Raw genomic sequence first — 16838 nt, forward strand, 5'->3', positions numbered from 1 at the left:
AAATAATAGCCGGACAGCAATCCCTCTATAAATTCAGATGATTTGCTTAGCAAGAATGATATGAATCAGAATAAATCCCTTCTCTCAACATTTCAGGAGGGTTGAAGCGAGGAATATCGGGAGGATGACTCAGGCGCTTCCCTCGATCCCCTGCTAGTGTTGGGAATGCAGGCTCTAAAGACGTGCGCGCCTCCATACGGAAAGCGCTCAGGCCTCTAGCGGACTGCTGAACAATGGAGGCTGCGGATTCAGAGCAAACTCATCCGCATCCCAAGAGAAAAATATCAGAGCGGTTTTTTCTGCAGCTCCGAAGCATTCGGAGCGGATCCTCAATCAATGCAGCAGATTCCGTCAGACGATCGGGTTTTACTTTTTCCCCGAATCCGGAGCACTAGTTTATGAAGCGCGTTTTTCAGTTTGCGATGCCGTTTCTCCAGGCATCGCTTGTCAAGCAGATCGTAGTCGGCCTTGTTCTAGGCATAGCGCTCGGCCTTACCTTCCCTGAAGTCGCCAAGAGCGTCGGTCTCCTCGGCAGCCTCTTTGTCGCAGCACTGAAGGGCGTGGCGCCGATCCTCGTCTTCGTGCTCGTGATGTCGTCGATTGCCAATCAGCAGATTGCAGGCGACCGCCACATCAAGCCGATTGTCGTGCTTTATCTTCTCGGCACTTTTGCTGCCGCGCTCATTGCCGTAGGCGCAAGCTTCCTCTGGCCGACGTCCATTGCGCTGTCCGTGACGGATCAGGCAGTTTCGGCGCCGAGCGGCATTATGGAAGTGTTCCGCAACCTGCTGCTGCAGGCCGTCGACAATCCTGTAAACGCCATCAGCAAGGGCAATTACATCAGCATTCTTGTGTGGGCGATCGCCATGGGCGTGGTGCTCCGCCATGCGCACAGCTCCACGCGTGAAGTGCTGCTCGACGCTGCCCGTGCCGTGGAATTCATCGTCCGCCTCGTCATCCGTTTTGCCCCCTTCGGCATTTTCGGTCTTGTCGCTTCCACGCTTGCGACGACCGGGCTCGAAGCCTTCGCCGGTTATCTGAAGGTGCTCGCGGTGCTCGTCGGCACGATGTTCTTCATCGCGCTTGTCGTCAATCCGTTCCTCGTCTGGCTCTGCATTCGCAGGAACCCGTATCCCTACACGCTGATGACGCTGCGTGAATCGGGCGTTGCCGCTTTCTTCACCCGTTCGTCCGCTGCCAATATTCCGGTGAATCTTGAGATCTGCCGCCGGCTGGGCCTTCCGGAGGCTACCTATTCGATCTCCATTCCGGTTGGCGCCACCGTCAACATGCAGGGCGCGGCGATCACGATTACGGTGCTTACGCTCGCGGGCGTCCATACGCTCGGCATGCCTGTAGACGTCCTTTCGGCCATCTTCCTCTCCTTCGTTGCTGCGATCTGCGCGGCAGGCGCCTCCGGCGTTCCGGGAGGTTCGCTCATGCTGATTCCGCTTGCCTGCGGTCTTTTCGGCATTGACCAGAACACCGCCATGCAGGTGGTTGCGGTCGGCTTCATCATCGGCGTGGTGCAGGACTCCTGCGAAACGGCGCTTAACTCTTCAGCCGACGCACTCTTTACGATTGCCGCCTGCAAGCGTGCTGAACGCCTGGAAGGGAAGGGAGAATAATTTCCTCCTGATTCCAGCATGAATCCGAGAACGCCCTGCCGCGGAATTCCTGCGGCAGGGCGTTCTTTTAGAATGCAGAGCTTCGAATTCACTTTCCTGGTCAAATATTCATGCGCCGCTATTCATCCGCTTTGGAAGCGCTTCAGCAGGTCTTCGGATACGACACTTTCCGCGGATTTCAGAAAGAGGTTGTTGAGACCGTTGTCGGCGGCGAGGATGCGCTTGTGCTCATGCCGACGGGCGGCGGGAAAAGTCTCTGCTACCAGATACCGGCGCTTCTGCGCGACGGCGTGGCCATTGTGGTTTCACCGCTTATTGCGCTCATGCATGATCAGGTGGATGCGCTCGAGGAGCTTGGCGTCCGGGCGGCATACCTGAATTCGACGCTTCTGCCTGAGGAGGCTGTGGAAGTCAGAAACCAGGTCCGGCGCGGCGAAATCGACCTGCTTTACGTTTCTCCTGAGCGCCTTCTGATGTCCTCCATGCTCTCTTTTCTGAAGGAGCTCCGGATTTCTCTCTTTGCGATTGACGAAGCGCACTGCGTAAGCATCTGGGGACACGACTTCCGGCCGGAATACAGCAAGCTTTCAATCCTGAAGGAAGCCTTCCCGCAGGTGCCGAGAATTGCGCTCACCGCGACGGCAGATCAGAAGACGAGAGAGGAGATCGTGGAAAAGCTCCTCCTTAATCCGCGCAAATTCATTGCGAGCTTTGACCGGCCCAACATCTTCTACAGGATTGTGGATAAGCACAACGTGAAGGAGCAGGTCGCGCACTTCATCCGCACGGAGCATCCCGGCGAATGCGGAGTCGTCTATTGTCTCGCTCGCAGCACCTGTGAGGATGTCTGCGAATTTCTGCAGACGAGAGGCGTGCGTGCGGTTTTCTATCATGCCGGCCTCTCCTCTGAGGAGCGCGCCGCGCGTCTTGCGCTTTTCCAGCGCGAGGATGACGTCGTCATGGTGGCGACCATCGCTTTCGGCATGGGCATTGACAAGCCCAATGTGCGCTTCGTCGCGCATGTCGACATGCCGAAATCGATTGAAGGGTATTTTCAGGAAACCGGGCGTGCCGGGCGCGACGGGCTCCCTTCTGACGCCTGGATGGCGTACGGCCTCCGGGATGTGGTGAGCCAGCGCAGGTTCATTGAGCAGAGCGACGCCGACGAACTCTATAAGCAGCTCTCCACGCAGAAGCTCGATGCCATGCTCGGCCTCGCGGAAGCCTGCGACTGCCGCCGGGTGCGGCTCCTTGCCTATTTCGGAGAAAAAAGCGAACCCTGCGGCAAATGCGACAACTGCGTCAATCCGCCGAAAATCTGGGATGCGACGCTTGCGGCCCAAAAGCTCATCAGCTGCATCTGGCGCATTCAGCAGAAGTCCGGGACAAGCTTCGGCGCAAAACACGTCATCGACGTGCTTGTCGGCAAGGAAACTGAACGGGTTCTCTCCTGCGGTCATACTCAGCTGAGCACCTGGGGAATCGGCAAGGATCTCAATGATCAGCAGTGGCGGGCAGTGCTTCGGCAGCTGATTGCCCGGCACGTGGTGTGGGTTGATGCCGAGCGGCACAACGTACTGAGGCTCGGACAGCTTGCCAACAATCTGCTTCGCGGGGAAATTAAGGTCGAAGTACGCCGCGAGGTGATTGATCAGCCTGAAGGAAAATCGCACCGGGCGCAGGCCAAGGCTTCACGAGATGAAATTCTGGCGGGCCTTGGAGGAGGTGCCCGACAGATCTTTGAAGCCCTCAGAAAATGGAGGCGCGAGACGGCGCGCGCCCTCAATAAGCCTCCTTATGTGATTTTCCCCGACCGCACGCTTCTTGAAATCGCACGCAGAAAGCCTGTTACCCTTGACGCCATGCTCGGCATTCCCGGCGTCGGCAGAAGAAAGCTTGAAAGCTATGCCGAGGAGATCATCAGAATTGTGCGGGCGGAGTGCTGACAGAAAGGCGCTTCAGGCTTTCGGAGTCGTTACGCGGGGCTTCTGCTTCCTGTTGGCCAGAATGCGGTCAAAAAGGGAATTGGGGATGAGCCGCATGATTTTGGCGAGCACGCCCATCTGCCAGGGAATGACGCGGTAGGTTGTGCGTTCCGTAATGGCTTTAACCGCTTCGCGGGCAAAGTCGTCGGGTTCCATGATGAACGGCATCTTGTAGGGATTCTCTGCCGTAAGCGGCGTCCGGACAAAACCCGGGCAGATGGTGCTCACGAGAATGCCGTATTTCTGCAGCTCAATGCGCAGGCTCTCGCAGTAGGTGATGACAGCGGATTTGCTCGCGCAATAGGCTTCAGAACCGGGAAGCCCCCTGATGCCGGCGACGGAGCCCATCCCGACGAGCTGCCCGTAGCCGCGCGCCTTCATGGGCTCAATGAAGGGATGGAAGGTGTAGGCCATGGCGAAGACATTGATGCGGTAGACGGCTTCGAGCATATCGAGGTCTTCCTCGTACTCCGTTTTGACGCCGTGCGAAATGCCGGCGTTGGCGATAACGAGCGTCGTGCCTCCCGAGCGGCATTCGAACTCCCGGGCGGCGGCAAAGATTTCCTCACGATTGGTGACGTCGGCAGGGAGCACAAAATGGCGCTTTAAGCCGCCGTTCAGGGAATCTGCAAGCTCTTCAAGACGATCGCGGCTGCGGGCCACCAGGCCAACGGTGGCGCCGCGGGCTGCGTAGGCGCGTGCAAGCGCAGCGCCGATGCCGCTTGATGCGCCGGTAATGAAAACATTGAGCACAGGAAAACCTCTGAATATAAAAAGAGGCGTTTCGGATGACGGCTCCGAAACGCCCCGTCCTTAATGGAAAAAGAAAGACGAATCAGCGGCGCTGAGCACGAACCTGATCAACGAGGTACGAGATGCAGGCCGGAGTCGCTTCACGCGTGCCGACAAGATGGGGACCGGTGGAATAGATGCCGCCCACGCCGATCATCGGCGTGCTGTCGATCTGGTAGCTGTTCCAGTACTGCGTAGCCTGGCGGGACTTGTTCATGACGCTGAAGGAGCGCATGGTCTGTTCCCACTTCTTGCCGTCGACGCCGGCCTTCGTCATGAAGTCGAGAATGTCGGGGGCAGGATTGTCGTAGTTGTAGGGATGCTCCTGATAAATCACGCTCTCGAAGAACTTCATGTGAAGCTGGTCGAGCAGGCCGAGCGCTTCAAGCGCGAAGTAGGTCTGCGTGAAGGGCTGGAATTTCTGCTGCCAGGCAACCGGGCACACGCGGATGGTCACGTCCTTGGGCGCGGTCTTGGCCCATTTTTCAAAATGCGGCGCAAACTGCAGGCAGTGCGGGCAGGTATAGGCGAAGAACTCCACGACTTCGATTGTGTCGCGCGGCGTGGGCGCCGGAGGATTCACGATGAGGTATTCCTTACCGGCGGTATAGGTCGGCGCGGCAAGAAGGGAACCGGAAGCCGGGGCGAGCGCTGCGGCAAGAACAACCTGGCGACGAGAAAGCATTGTGCGTAATCCTTTTTGAGTGTGCAGTTCCGAAGGGGCGTTTACTGCTTGTCCTGAACAATAACAGGATTCAGTCCCTGGTCAGAAAGACTGTTGAGGACTTCCTGAGCGGCAGTCTTGGAAGCAAAGGGGCCGACGCGGACCCGCCAGTTGGAACCTGACTGGCGGATTTGCGCGCCGATGCCCTGCATGGCAAGGTTGGCGGCACTTGTTTCTGCATCACCCTGCTTTGAGAATGATCCCACCTGAACCCAGAAGCTTTGAGCTGAGGAAGGAGCCTTTTCTGTTTCAGAAGTTGAATTTCTGGCAACGGTAACAGTACGTACGCTTCCTGCTTCCTGAGAGGCATCGGCAGCATCGTTCTGCTGATTGAGCCGCGCATTGGGATCCACGCCGCCCGCGAGCTTCGCGGCGGGATCCACATCAGCGGTCACGCGATCAACCTTGTCGACGAAAGGCACCGGACTTTTGGCAATGACCAGCATTGCGCCGGCGGCGATGCCGAGACCGGTAACCACGCCGATGAGAAAGCCGGCAAAGCCGGCAGCGAATCCGCTTTTTGCCACTTCAAGGCTCCCAGACCAGGTTATTCAGATTTTTCTTCAGCCGGTTCCTCTTCGCGGCGGCTCATGCGCTCAGGGGCGGAAATGCCGAGAAGACGGAGGCCGTTGCCAAGCACCTGACGGGCTGCGGCGAGAAGCGCGAGACGGGCATTGCGTTCGGCATCATTCTCAACCACCACGCGTTCGGCGTTGTAGAAGGCATGGAACGTGGCCGCCAGGTTCTTGAGGTAGTAGCAGAGCACGTGCGGCGCATGATCGCGCGCCGCAACGCGCAGCGTGGCCGGATATTCCGCAATGGCGCCGATGAGCGCTTCGCTCGCTTTGGAATTGAGCGGCGAAAGATCGACTTCGGCGAGTTTGTCGTTTGCCGGCACGGCATAGCCCTGTTCGGCGGCGTTTGCAAAAACCGAGCAGATGCGGGCGTGCGCGTACTGCAGATAGTAGACCGGGTTTTCGTCGCTCTTTTGCTGGGCGAGCGTCACGTCGAAGACGAATTCTGCATCGGCCTTGCGCGAAACCAGGAAGTAGCGGGCAGCATCGCGGCCGGCCCAGTCGACCAGATCGCGAAGCGTCACGTAATTGCCCGAGCGCTTGCTCATCTTCACGGGTTCGCCGTCCTTGATGACGGAGAGCATCTTGTGAAGGATGTATTCCGGGAAGGTCTTGGGAATTGAGATTCCGAGGACGCCCGAGGCAGCCTGAAGGCCTGCGCGGACGCGGGCGATGGTGCCGTGATGGTCCGTGCCCTGAATGTTTACAGCCTTGGTGTAGCCGCGGCTGAACTTGTTGAGGTGGTAGGCGACGTCCGGCACAAAATAGGTGTAGGTGCCGTCAGCCTTCTTCATCACGCGGTCCTTATCGTCCGTAAGGCCGTTGCCGAGGTCCTCAAACGATGTGGTGCGAAGCCAGAGCGCGCCATCCTTTTCGTAGGTATTGCCCGAGTCGATGATCGCCTGAACGGTTTTCTGAACAGCGCCGGTGGAGTAAAGCGATGATTCGAGGAAGAAATTGTCGAATTTCACGCCGAGCGCAGAGAGGTCGTCGTCCTGTTCGTTGCGAAGGTACGCAACGGCATAACGACGGACGAGATCCGTATCCGTGTAGTCGCCGGAAGATTCAATGACGCCGCCGGCATGCGGATGGACGGGCTTCTTGTCGAGAAAATCGCGGGCGATCGAGATGATGTATTCGCCGTGATAGGCATTTTCAGGGAGCTCGATGGCTTCGCCCTGAAGTTCGCGGCAGCGCAGCTGGACGGAGTGCGCAAGGTTTCCGATCTGAACGCCCGCATCGTTGTAGTAGAACTCGCGGGAAACCTTCCAGCCCTGGGAGCCGAGAAGATTGGCAAGCACGTCGCCCAAAGCGCCCTGGCGAGCATGGCCCAGGTGCAGGGGGCCGGTGGGATTCGCCGAAACGTACTCGAGAAGCACCGATTCCCCTTCATGCTCGCGGTTCGTGCCGTAAGCCTCGCCCTGACGAAGCACTTCGCCGATGATCGCCACGCGGGCATTCTGCGCAACGCGAATGTTGATGAAGCCCGGTCCGGCGATCTCGACCGTGTCTACCGTCTGGGAAAAGGCTGGATCAGCCTTCATGGCGGCGACAAGCTCCTCGGCGATTGCACGGGGATTTTTCTTCAGGCGACGGGCCAGCTGCAGAGCGCAGGTGCAGGCGATGTCGCCGTGCGTCGGATCCTTCGGGCGCTCAAGCGTCACAGGGGCGTCTTCGGCGCCGAGTTTGGCGAGAGCTCCGGCGATGAGCTTCTGAATGGCTTCTTTCTGATTGTCGAGCATGGGAGAGAACGGGCTTCTAAGTATTGCGGGCGCTGATCGACTCTGAAATCAGAGGCGCTTGTCGCGCTCGATCCAGGCGTAGGCCGAATGATTGTGAATGGATTCAAAGTTTTCCGCTTCGACGCGGTAGGCGACGACGCGGTCGTCGGCGTTGAGGGCCTTCGCCATGTCGCGAACGAGGTCTTCGACGAACTTCGGATGATCGTAGGCGTATTCGGTGACGTACTTTTCATCCGAACGCTTCAGGCGGGACCAGAGCTGGCAGGAAGCAGAGTTTTCTGCAATGGCGACCTGCTCTTCAAAGCTCATGGGAGCCGAAAGGATAAGCGAGCTCGTCAGGTGCGAGCGCTGATTGTGCGCGCCGTAGCGGGAGATTTCCTTCGAGCAGGGGCAGAGGCTCGTTACCGGCGCAAGCGCTTCCTGGCGCACGGTTACCTCACCCTTAACCGACGTGGCGATGAGCGCGCACTGATAGTTCATGATGCTTTCGAGCTTGCTCACGGGCGCGATCTTGCGCACGAAGAAGGGAAAGCGGATTTCGATCGTGCCGTCCTCGGCATGAAGACGCTCGAGCATCTCTGCAAAGAGGCGGCGCATCAGATCAGCATCGAGCGGTTCGCTCAGCTCTTCCATGAGCGCAATGAAGCGCGACATGTGCGTGCCTTTCTTGTCGGCAGGGAGCGAAACGGTCATGGTGATGTCGGCGACCGTATGCTGCGGCGCTTCACGGCCGGCAACAATAACCGGCAGCCGGATGCCGCGCACGCCGACGCGGTTAATGGCGATGTTGCGCTCGTCTTCGGAGGACTGTACGTCCGGGAGAGTCGTCTTATTTTCAGCTTCCATGGCGAAAGTCTTATCTTTTATTTGGTGCGGGCTGACGTCCCCGATCATGAAGATGGGTCTCGCAGTCCTTTGAATGACTTCATGCACGCGTCGGCTGGTCCGGCGTGAACGAGACGGCGGTCAGAGGCACGCGCGCAGATACCAGAAAAAACCTTAAGGGGTTTTTCCTTGAGTTGGGTGGCTATCTTACTAGAGGTGCGCAGTGGATGCGCCCGCAGAGCGTGGGCCTAACTATGTAGACAGATACGATTTCTTGCATATTTCTGTCGTCTGCAATGATTTTGAGGTCGCGGAAGGTCTGAGAACGAGAAATATGCGGCCCATGCGCCCGATATACTTTTGACACATGACGCTGATAGAAGGAAGCAGGAAAGCCTCCCGCAACGGGCGTCATAGAGTAGAGAGACAACGATGCCAGTATTTATTTTTCCCCCCAGCGGCGGCGGCAGCCCCATCCTGAGTTTTTTGGTCGGGCTCGCCACGCTTGCCATTCTCATAGGTCTCGTGATTTTCTTCCTGCCGCTTATCGCCGGCATAGTGATTGCCGTCATTCTGCTGATCGCGGCTGTGTATTGCTGGGGATGGCTCAAGCGCAAGTTCGGCTGGGAGTCTGAAGAGGAAAAGGCTTTCCGTCAGGTGATGGAAAAAGCCGAAGCCATGGCGCGTTCTCAGTATCACGGGGACTCTGCCCGCTCCGGCACGGTTTATGAGCGCGAAGAGATCAGCATTTCTTCCTCTCCGCGTCCCGGCGATCGCCGCAGAGTAATGAAGGATGTTGAAGACATTGAGGAAACGCCGGTTAACCCGAAGGATTCATCGAAGTCCTGAGAAAGAGGGCTGAATCCCAGATTGATGTTCCCGGGCGTACAGTTTGCGAACCGCAGCTGTGCGCCCGAATTGCATCAGAGGAGCGGAGAAATCAGGAAGGACGCGCCTTCGCGCAGCCTGTCCGAAAGCGGGCGATTGCGCCAGGCGTCGGCCTCAAGTTCTCTGCAGTGCGTTTCATATTCGGCATGGAGCAGAGAAAGGTCGCGAACGAACGCCTGGTCGAAAATTGCCATCATCAGCTCGAAATTGAGGTGAAGGGAGCGATTGTCGATATTGAGGGTCCCGAAAACCGCAAATTCGTTGTCTACGGAAATGGATTTGGTGTGGAGGAGCCCGCCTTCATAAAGAAGAATCCGCACGCCCGATTCAAGAAGTTCGTCGAAATAGCGCCGCATGGCCCAGCCCGTGGCCGGGTTGTCGCACTTTTCCGGAACAATGAGCGTCACGGCGACGCCGCGCAGCACCGCATTAAAGAGCGCGCAGACTACCGATTCCGTCGGAATGAAATAGGGCGTGGTGATGGTCAGGGTATGTTCAGCGCGGTTGATGGCTTCAAGCACCAGCAGAAGGTTGCGGTCGCCGTTGGCGTAAGGTCCTGACGGGACGGTCGCGATGACGGCGTCTCCGACATTAAGCGCTGTTTCCGCCGCAAAGGTTTCTTCGAAATCCGTTAGATCGCCATCGGGCTGAAGCGCCCAGTCGAATTGCCAGACTGCCGCAAGCGCTCTGACGGCGGGGCCTTCCACCCTCACCATCGCATCGACCCAGGCGCCGACGACGGTAGCTTCGGCATAGCTTCTGGGATCGATCATGTTGAAGCTTCCCGTATAGGCGACTTTGTTGTCGATCACCACGGTTTTGCGATGAAGCCGGATGTCTGCGCGCTGCAGGCCGAAAAAACGAAGGAACTTCATGGGGAGCGCTGAAGCAATGACAATGCCTTCGCGTTCGAGGAGTTTTTTAGCTTCCGAGCGAAGAAAAACACGCGAGCCGAAATCATCGACAAGAAGCCGTATGCGCACGCCGCGCCTCGCGGCATCAATTAGGGAGCGCGTTATTTCCCGAACCTCGCCGCCGTCTTCCCAGATGTAGAACTCCATGTCGATGGATTCGCGCGCTGCCGCGATGTCCTTATGGAGGGATTGGATGGTTTCCGCGGAAGATGCTTTGAGTAGCGCAGAAGAGCCGGTGGCAAGCGGCATACCTGCGAGTTTCGCTGCAAGCCGCAGAAGCGTGCGGTGGCGCGCGAGATGCCTCGGAAGAGGCCCGAGCGGCGTGAGCTTATGCTGAGAAAGCTGTCCCCACCGTTCAATAGCGGCCTTGAGACGCTTTGCTCTGAGTCTTCCGATGGGGCGTTCGCCGAAAGCAAGGTAGAGGAGGAAGCCGAAGTAGGGCAGAATCGTCGTGAGCAGAATCCAGGCAAAGGCTGATCCCGGTGGATGACGCGTCAGCATGACGCGGACAATGACGCTGAGAACGATGAGAAGCTGCAGGAGCGCAGCCAGGACGCTCCAAACCGTGAAGCTTTCTGGTATTGCCATAAAAATAATCCGACGAGAATGTCGATGATATTAATGGAATAGAGCTGGATTTGGGGCTTCTGAAAAACGAAATCAAGGAACTTTTTTCATTTCAGCTCTTGACAGAAGCGAAAAAAGCCGTAATAATTCGGTCCTCTCGCTACGGAGGGGTGCCCGAGTGGCTAAAGGGGGCAGACTGTAAATCTGTTGGCTTACGCCTACGATGGTTCGAATCCATCCCCCTCCACCAGCGAAACTTGCGACGAACAAGCATTAGCGCCGCAAGCTCCTAAAAGCGGAGCGGAATGACTAGTTCTCGATCCTGAGCGGGTGTAGCTCAATGGTAGAGCAGAGGCCTTCCAAGCCCCCGACGAGGGTTCGATTCCCTTCACCCGCTCCAGATAAATTGCCCATGTGGCTCAGTGGTAGAGCACTCCCTTGGTAAGGGAGAGGTCATGCGTTCGATCCGCATCATGGGCACCAGAATTCCTTTCTACGTCCAATCTGATCCGACCTATCCTAAGGCGGATCTTTGTTCATTCAGGAGCCGACAATGGCCAAGGAAAAATTTGAGCGTAAGAAGCCGCATGTGAACGTGGGCACGATTGGTCACGTTGACCATGGTAAGACCACGCTGACTGCTGCCATTACGACGATTCTCTCGAAGCACTTCGGCGGTGAAGCCAAGGCTTACGATCAGATCGACGCGGCGCCTGAAGAAAAGGCCCGCGGCATCACCATCAACACCGCGCACGTTGAGTACGAAACGGAACACCGTCACTACGCTCACGTCGACTGCCCGGGCCACGCTGACTATGTGAAGAACATGATCACGGGCGCTGCGCAGATGGACGGCGCGATCCTCGTGGTTTCGGCCGCTGACGGTCCGATGCCCCAGACCCGCGAGCACATTCTGCTTGCCCGTCAGGTTGGCGTTCCCTACATCATCGTCTACCTGAACAAGTGCGACATGGTTGACGACGAAGAGCTCCTCGAGCTCGTCGAGATGGAAGTTCGCGAACTGCTCTCGAAGTACGACTTCCCGGGCGACGACATTCCCATCATCAAGGGTTCCGCGAAGCTCGCGCTCGAAGGCGACCAGAGCCCGATCGGCGAACCGTCGATCCTGAAGCTCGCCGAGACGCTCGACTCCTACATCCCGACGCCGCAGCGCGCTATTGACCAGCCGTTCCTCATGCCGATCGAAGACGTGTTCTCGATCTCGGGCCGCGGCACGGTTGTGACGGGTCGTGTTGAACGCGGCGTGATCGCCGTGGGCGACGAAATCGAAATCGTGGGCATCAAGCCGACGACGAAGACGACCTGCACGGGCGTTGAAATGTTCCGCAAGCTGCTCGACCAGGGCCAGGCTGGCGACAATGTCGGCATTCTGCTTCGCGGCACGAAGCGTGAAGACGTTGAACGCGGTCAGGTTCTCGCGAAGCCGGGTTCGATCACGCCGCACACCCACTTCAAGGGTGAGGTGTACGTGCTGACGAAGGAAGAAGGCGGCCGCCACACGCCGTTCTTCAAGGGCTATCGTCCGCAGTTCTACTTCCGCACGACGGACGTGACGGGCACGATCGAGCTGCCGGAAGGCGTCGAAATGGTCATGCCTGGCGACAACATCACGATGACCGTGAAGCTGATCTGCCCGATCGCCATGGAACAGGGTCTGCGCTTCGCTATTCGCGAAGGCGGCCACACGGTCGGCGCCGGCGTCGTTGCCCAGATCATCGAATAATTGCTGAGAAGCTTAGATTTTTTCGCTTCTTTAAAGAGGAGCGAAAAAGTCCCTGATTCGACTTGATCGACAGAGGGAGCGGGGTTATACTCCGCTCCCTCTGTTCTTTTAACTGTTCTTTTTTCTAGGAAAACGAAATGCAATCTCAGCGCATTCGCATCCGCCTCAAGGCCTACGACTACAAGCTCATCGACCAGTCCGCTCTCGAGATCGTCGATACCGCCAAGCGCACCGGCGCTGTCGTTCGCGGCCCCGTTCCCCTTCCCACGCGCATCCAGCGCTTTGACATCCTTCGTTCGCCGCACGTCAACAAGACGAGCCGTGACCAGCTCGAAATCCGCACGCACCAGCGTCTGATGGATATCGTTGATCCGACCGACAAGACGGTTGATGCTCTGATGAAGCTCGACCTCCCCGCCGGCGTGGATGTCAAGATCAAGGTTCAGTAACCTTTTCAGATTCAAGCTAAAAACTCCGGCGATTTCGATTGCACGAAGTGCCGGAGGTCGCTAGAATCGCGCCTTTCTTGTCCCCAAACAGATTTTGTTTTGTCTATTTGAAGCAGAATCAGGGACATTTTTATGAAACCGGTCCCGGCCAATCGCAGCCGGGGTGGAGAAAACAATGAGTGAAAAGCTCGGCCTCGTCGGTCGCAAGATCGGCATGACGCGTATCTTCACGGATGACGGAACGACCGTTCCCGTGACCGTGCTCGACGTGTCGAACAACCGCGTCACCATGGTCAAGACGCAGGACACCGACGGCTACAACGCCGTTCAGGTCGCGTACGGCACGAAGAAGCCCTCGCGCGTCAACAAGCCGCTCGCCGGCCAGTTTGCCAAAGCTGGCGTCGAAGCTGCCTGCACCCTTAAAGAGTTCCGCATCGATGCGGAGAAGGTCGCCGAATTCAAGCCCGGCCAGACCCTCTCTGTCGAAATCTTCACGGAAGGCCAGAAGGTCGACGTGACGGGTACGACCATCGGTAAGGGTTTTGCCGGCGCCATCAAGCGCCACCACTTCTCGTCCAACCGTGCTTCCCACGGTAACTCCGTGACGACGAATGCCCCCGGCTCCATCGGTAATCGCCAGGACCCGGGCCGCGTGTTCCCCGGCAAGCGCATGGCCGGTCACCTCGGTGACGTCCGCCGCACGACCCAGAATCTCGTGGTCGCCCGCGTTGACAAGGAACGCCAGCTTCTGCTCGTTCGCGGTGCCGTTCCGGGCGCCAAGGGCGGTGAAGTCATCGTTCGTCCTGCTGTTAAGGCGTAAGGAGCGAAACAATGGAACTCAATATCCTTAACGAACAGGGCAAGGTCGAAGCTGCTGACGCCGTGTTCGCCCGCGAATACAACGAAGCCCTCGTGCATCAGATCGTTGTTGCCTTCCAGGCCAACGCTCGTCTGGGCACCCGCGCTCAGCTCAACCGTCGCGATGTTCATCACTCGACGAAGAAGCCCTGGCGCCAGAAGGGTACCGGTCGTGCCCGTTCGGGTATGACGAGCTCGCCGCTGTGGCGTGGTGGTGGACGTACGTTCCCCAACACCCCGGACGAAAACTTCAGCCAGAAGGTCAACAAGAAGATGTTCCGCGCTGCCATGGCTTCGATCTATTCGAAGCTCGTGACGGACGCCCGCTTCGCTGTCGTTGAAGCCCTCAAGGCTGAAACGCCGAAGACCAAGGACTTCGCTGGTCAGCTCAAGACGCTCGGCCTCAACGAGCGCACTCTCATCATCATTGGTGAGGAAGAACTTGACGACAACATCATTCTCGCCTCGCGCAATCTGAAGGATGTGCTCGTCGTTACGCCCCGCTATGCGGATCCGCTGTGCCTTCTCTACTTTGACAAGGTCGTGGCCACCAAGGCGGCTGTTGCTCAGATCGAGGAGATGTTGGCATGAATCAGGAACGTCTGATGAAGGTGCTCGTCGGTCCCATCGTCTCCGAGAAGAGCACGATGATCGGCGAAAAGCACAATCAGTGGTCTTTCGTCGTCGTCCCGGATGCGACGAAGTCCGAGGTTAAGTCCGCTGTTGAACTGCTCTTCAAGGTGCAGGTCAAGGCGGTGCAGATTCTGAACCTGAAGGGCAAGCAGAAGCGCTTTGGCCGCTTCATGGGCAAGCGCAATGACGTCCGCAAGGCGTACGTCACGCTCGCTGAGGGTCAGGAAATCAAGTTCGAGCAAGAGGTGATGTAATGGCTCTCGTCAAACTCAAGCCGACGTCCCCCGGCCGCCGTCATGCGGTCAAGGTTGTCAACAAGGAGCTCCACAAGGGTAAGCCCTGGGCCGCTCTTGTTGAGAAGAAGAATCGTACGAATGGCCGCAACAACAACGGTCATATCACCTGCCGTCATAAGGGTGGCGGTGCCAAGCGTGCGTATCGCATCATCGACTTCAAGCGCGATAAGGATGGAATTCCCGCCCGCGTTGAACGCATCGAATACGATCCGAACCGCTCGGCCAACATCGCTCTCGTGCTTTATGCCGATGGCGAACGCCGCTACATCATCGCTCCGAAGGGCCTGACGGTTGGTCAGCAGATCTTCAATGGTCCCGAATCCCCGATCAAGGCCGGCAATACGCTTCCGCTGCGTAACATCCCGGTCGGTTCGACGATTCACTGCATCGAGCTGCTCCCGGGCAAGGGTGCTCAGCTTGTGCGCGCTGCCGGTGCTTTCGGCCAGCTGATCGCCCGCGAAGGCGAATACGCTCAGGTCCGTCTGCGTTCTGGCGAAGTTCGTCGCGTTCTCATCGAGTGCCGTGCCACCATTGGCACCGTCGGCAACGAAGAGAACAGCCTGCGCGAGCTCGGCAAGGCCGGTGCTAAGCGCTGGCGCGGTATCCGTCCGACCGTTCGTGGCGTTGCCATGAACCCGGTGGACCATCCGCACGGCGGCGGCGAAGGCAAGACCGGCACTGGCCGCGCTCCTGTCACGCCGTGGGGTCAGCTCACGAAGGGCTATCGTACCCGCAACAGCAAGCGCACGGATTCCATGATCATCCAGCGCCGTAACCGCAAGTAAGGGAGCCCTAGAATGTCTCGCTCTTTGAAAAAAGGCCCGTTCGTTGACGGGCACCTCATGAAGAAGGTTGAAGCCGCCCAGGCGAGCCGCGACAAGCGTCCGCTCAAGACCTGGTCGCGTCGCTCGACGATTGTTCCGGAATTCATCGGTCTGACCATCGCCGTCCACAACGGCCGTCAGCACGTTCCGGTTTACATCAATGAAAACATGGTCGGCCACAAGCTCGGCGAATTTGCGCTCACCCGCACGTTCAAGGGCCACAGCTCCGGCGACAAGAAGGTGGGTAAGTAAATGGAAACGACAGCTAAAGTTCGTGGCGTTCGCCTTTCCGCCCAGAAAGGTCGCCTCGTTGCTGACCTCATCCGCGGCCAGCAGGTGGGCAAGGCTCTCACGATTCTGGAGTTCACCCAGAAGCGTGCTGCCGGCATCATCCGTAAGGCGCTTGAAAGCGCGATTGCCAACGCCGAGCACAATGACGGCGCTGACATCGATACGCTTTATGTGAAGACGATCCATGTGGAAAAGGCTGCTACGCTGCGCCGCTTCGGCGCCCGCGCCAAGGGCCGCGGTACGCGCATCAACAAGCAGACGAGCCACATCTACATCACCGTCGGCGACGGCGAAAGCTAAGAAACAGGTGAATTACCATGGGTCAGAAAATTAATCCCACCGGCTTCCGCCTCCCGGTTACGCGCAACTGGACGTCGCGTTGGTACGCGAGCGGCCGCGATTACCCGAGCACTCTCCAGGAAGATCTGAAGGTTCGCGCCTTCCTCCTGAAGAAGCTCCGCAATGCGTCCGTCGCCCGCGTTCTCATCGAACGTCCGGCCAACAATGCGCGCATCACGATCTTCACGGCTCGTCCGGGCATCGTGATTGGCAAGCAGGGCGCTGATATTGAAGCTCTCAAGGCTGAAGTTCAGAAGATGATGGGCGTGCCCGTTCACGTCAACATCGAAGAAGTTCGCCGTCCTGAACTCGACGCTCAGCTCATCGCTGACGGCATCACCCAGCAGCTCGAAAAGCGCGTGATGTTCCGCCGTGCGATGAAGCGCGCCATGCAGAACGCCATGCGTCTCGGCGCTCTCGGCATCAAGGTGCAGTCCTCCGGCCGTCTCAACGGCGCGGACATCGCCCGTGACGAGTGGTACCGCGAAGGCCGCGTGCCTCTGCAGACGCTTCGCGCCAACATCGACTACGCCACGAGCGAAGCTCACACGACGTACGGTGTTGTCGGCGTCAAGGTTTGGGTCTACAAGGGAGACAACTTCGGCGCGGAAGAACCCGCTGAAGCCCAGGCTCCGCGCGAAGACCGCCGCGGCCGCCGCTCGGATCGCAACGGCAAGCCCGGTGCGCGCCGCAACAACGGCCGTCGCAACGATATGAAGCAGGACCGTGCTCCCCGCAAGCCGGCTGCTAAGGACGGAGAATAA

18 protein-coding genes and 3 tRNA genes are annotated in these 16838 nt (G+C 58.2%); 15 read left to right on the forward strand and 6 right to left on the reverse strand.

What is annotated here, in order from left to right; all coding sequences use genetic code 11:
• Positions 1-398: 398 nt before the first annotated feature.
• Both sstT and recQ read left to right on the forward strand, forming a co-directional pair.
• The gene (gene sstT / locus GBM95_RS01640; RefSeq protein WP_152157502.1) at positions 399-1628 is read left to right on the forward strand and encodes a serine/threonine transporter SstT; all 1230 of its coding nucleotides are present in this window, start codon (positions 399-401) and stop codon (positions 1626-1628) included.
• Positions 1629-1738: 110 nt separating this feature from the next.
• Positions 1739-3574, forward strand: a complete 1836-nt coding sequence (gene recQ / locus GBM95_RS01645) for a DNA helicase RecQ (RefSeq protein WP_152157503.1) — start codon at positions 1739-1741, stop codon at positions 3572-3574.
• Positions 3575-3586: 12 nt separating this feature from the next.
• Here the strand turns inward: recQ and GBM95_RS01650 are convergent, their stop codons facing one another.
• The 5 genes from GBM95_RS01650 to folE2 form a co-directional block, all read right to left on the reverse strand.
• The gene (locus tag GBM95_RS01650) at positions 3587-4366 is read right to left on the reverse strand and encodes an SDR family oxidoreductase (protein ID WP_152157504.1); all 780 of its coding nucleotides are present in this window, start codon (positions 4364-4366) and stop codon (positions 3587-3589) included.
• An 82-nt stretch (positions 4367-4448) separates the two neighbouring features.
• Entirely contained in the window at positions 4449-5090 is a 642-nt protein-coding gene (locus tag GBM95_RS01655) for a thiol:disulfide interchange protein DsbA/DsbL (protein WP_152157505.1), read from the reverse strand.
• A 41-nt stretch (positions 5091-5131) separates the two neighbouring features.
• Entirely contained in the window at positions 5132-5656 is a 525-nt protein-coding gene (locus tag GBM95_RS01660) for an SPOR domain-containing protein (RefSeq protein ID WP_152157506.1), read from the reverse strand.
• 20 nt (positions 5657-5676) lie between these two features.
• The gene (gene argS, locus GBM95_RS01665; RefSeq protein WP_152157507.1) at positions 5677-7446 is read right to left on the reverse strand and encodes an arginine--tRNA ligase; all 1770 of its coding nucleotides are present in this window, start codon (positions 7444-7446) and stop codon (positions 5677-5679) included.
• A gap of 48 nt (positions 7447-7494) precedes the next feature.
• Positions 7495-8292 (reverse strand): GTP cyclohydrolase FolE2, encoded by a 798-nt coding sequence (gene folE2 / locus GBM95_RS01670; RefSeq protein ID WP_152157508.1) that lies wholly within the window; start codon positions 8290-8292, stop codon positions 7495-7497.
• A gap of 411 nt (positions 8293-8703) precedes the next feature.
• On the opposite strand from folE2, the gene GBM95_RS01675 reads away from it, so the two are divergent.
• The gene (locus GBM95_RS01675; protein WP_152157509.1) at positions 8704-9120 is read left to right on the forward strand and encodes an adenosylhomocysteine nucleosidase; all 417 of its coding nucleotides are present in this window, start codon (positions 8704-8706) and stop codon (positions 9118-9120) included.
• A gap of 74 nt (positions 9121-9194) precedes the next feature.
• On the opposite strand, the gene cls is transcribed toward GBM95_RS01675, so the two are convergent.
• Entirely contained in the window at positions 9195-10661 is a 1467-nt protein-coding gene (gene cls / locus GBM95_RS01680; RefSeq protein ID WP_152157510.1) for a cardiolipin synthase, read from the reverse strand.
• Positions 10662-10804: 143 nt separating this feature from the next.
• On the opposite strand from cls, the gene GBM95_RS01685 reads away from it, so the two are divergent.
• The 12 genes from GBM95_RS01685 (at position 10805) to rpsC (ending at position 16838) form a co-directional block, all read left to right on the forward strand.
• Positions 10805-10890, forward strand: a tRNA-Tyr gene (locus GBM95_RS01685).
• Positions 10891-10966: 76 nt separating this feature from the next.
• A tRNA-Gly gene (locus tag GBM95_RS01690) sits at positions 10967-11040 on the forward strand.
• An 8-nt stretch (positions 11041-11048) separates the two neighbouring features.
• Positions 11049-11123: transfer RNA gene (locus GBM95_RS01695), tRNA-Thr, on the forward strand.
• A gap of 70 nt (positions 11124-11193) precedes the next feature.
• Positions 11194-12384: an elongation factor Tu gene (gene tuf, locus GBM95_RS01700; RefSeq protein ID WP_152157511.1), complete on the forward strand. Its 1191-nt coding sequence runs from the start codon at positions 11194-11196 to the stop codon at positions 12382-12384.
• 137 nt (positions 12385-12521) lie between these two features.
• Positions 12522-12833, forward strand: a complete 312-nt coding sequence (gene rpsJ / locus GBM95_RS01705) for a 30S ribosomal protein S10 (protein WP_005431601.1) — start codon at positions 12522-12524, stop codon at positions 12831-12833.
• Positions 12834-13008: 175 nt separating this feature from the next.
• On the forward strand, positions 13009-13653 hold the full coding sequence (gene rplC / locus GBM95_RS01710) for a 50S ribosomal protein L3 (protein ID WP_139688399.1): 645 nt from the start codon (positions 13009-13011) through the stop codon (positions 13651-13653).
• Between the two features lie 11 nt (positions 13654-13664).
• The gene (gene rplD / locus GBM95_RS01715; RefSeq protein ID WP_139688400.1) at positions 13665-14282 is read left to right on the forward strand and encodes a 50S ribosomal protein L4; all 618 of its coding nucleotides are present in this window, start codon (positions 13665-13667) and stop codon (positions 14280-14282) included.
• Positions 14279-14578, forward strand: a complete 300-nt coding sequence (gene rplW / locus GBM95_RS01720; RefSeq protein ID WP_139688401.1) for a 50S ribosomal protein L23 — start codon at positions 14279-14281, stop codon at positions 14576-14578. The genes rplD and rplW overlap by 4 nt, the downstream gene beginning before the upstream one ends.
• Positions 14578-15405, forward strand: coding sequence for a 50S ribosomal protein L2 (gene rplB, locus GBM95_RS01725; RefSeq protein WP_139688402.1), 828 nt, complete (start codon positions 14578-14580; stop codon positions 15403-15405). Before rplW ends, rplB begins: the two co-directional genes overlap by 1 nt.
• Before the next feature lie 12 nt (positions 15406-15417).
• Positions 15418-15696, forward strand: a complete 279-nt coding sequence (gene rpsS / locus GBM95_RS01730) for a 30S ribosomal protein S19 (protein WP_139688403.1) — start codon at positions 15418-15420, stop codon at positions 15694-15696.
• A complete protein-coding gene (rplV, locus tag GBM95_RS01735) occupies positions 15697-16035 on the forward strand; it encodes a 50S ribosomal protein L22 (RefSeq protein ID WP_152157512.1) in 339 nt (112 codons plus the stop codon).
• Positions 16036-16052: 17 nt separating this feature from the next.
• Positions 16053-16838, forward strand: a complete 786-nt coding sequence (rpsC, locus tag GBM95_RS01740; protein WP_139688405.1) for a 30S ribosomal protein S3 — start codon at positions 16053-16055, stop codon at positions 16836-16838.

This window comes from Sutterella seckii, assembly GCF_009183815.1.
Lineage (GTDB): Bacteria > Pseudomonadota > Gammaproteobacteria > Burkholderiales > Burkholderiaceae_F > Sutterella > Sutterella seckii.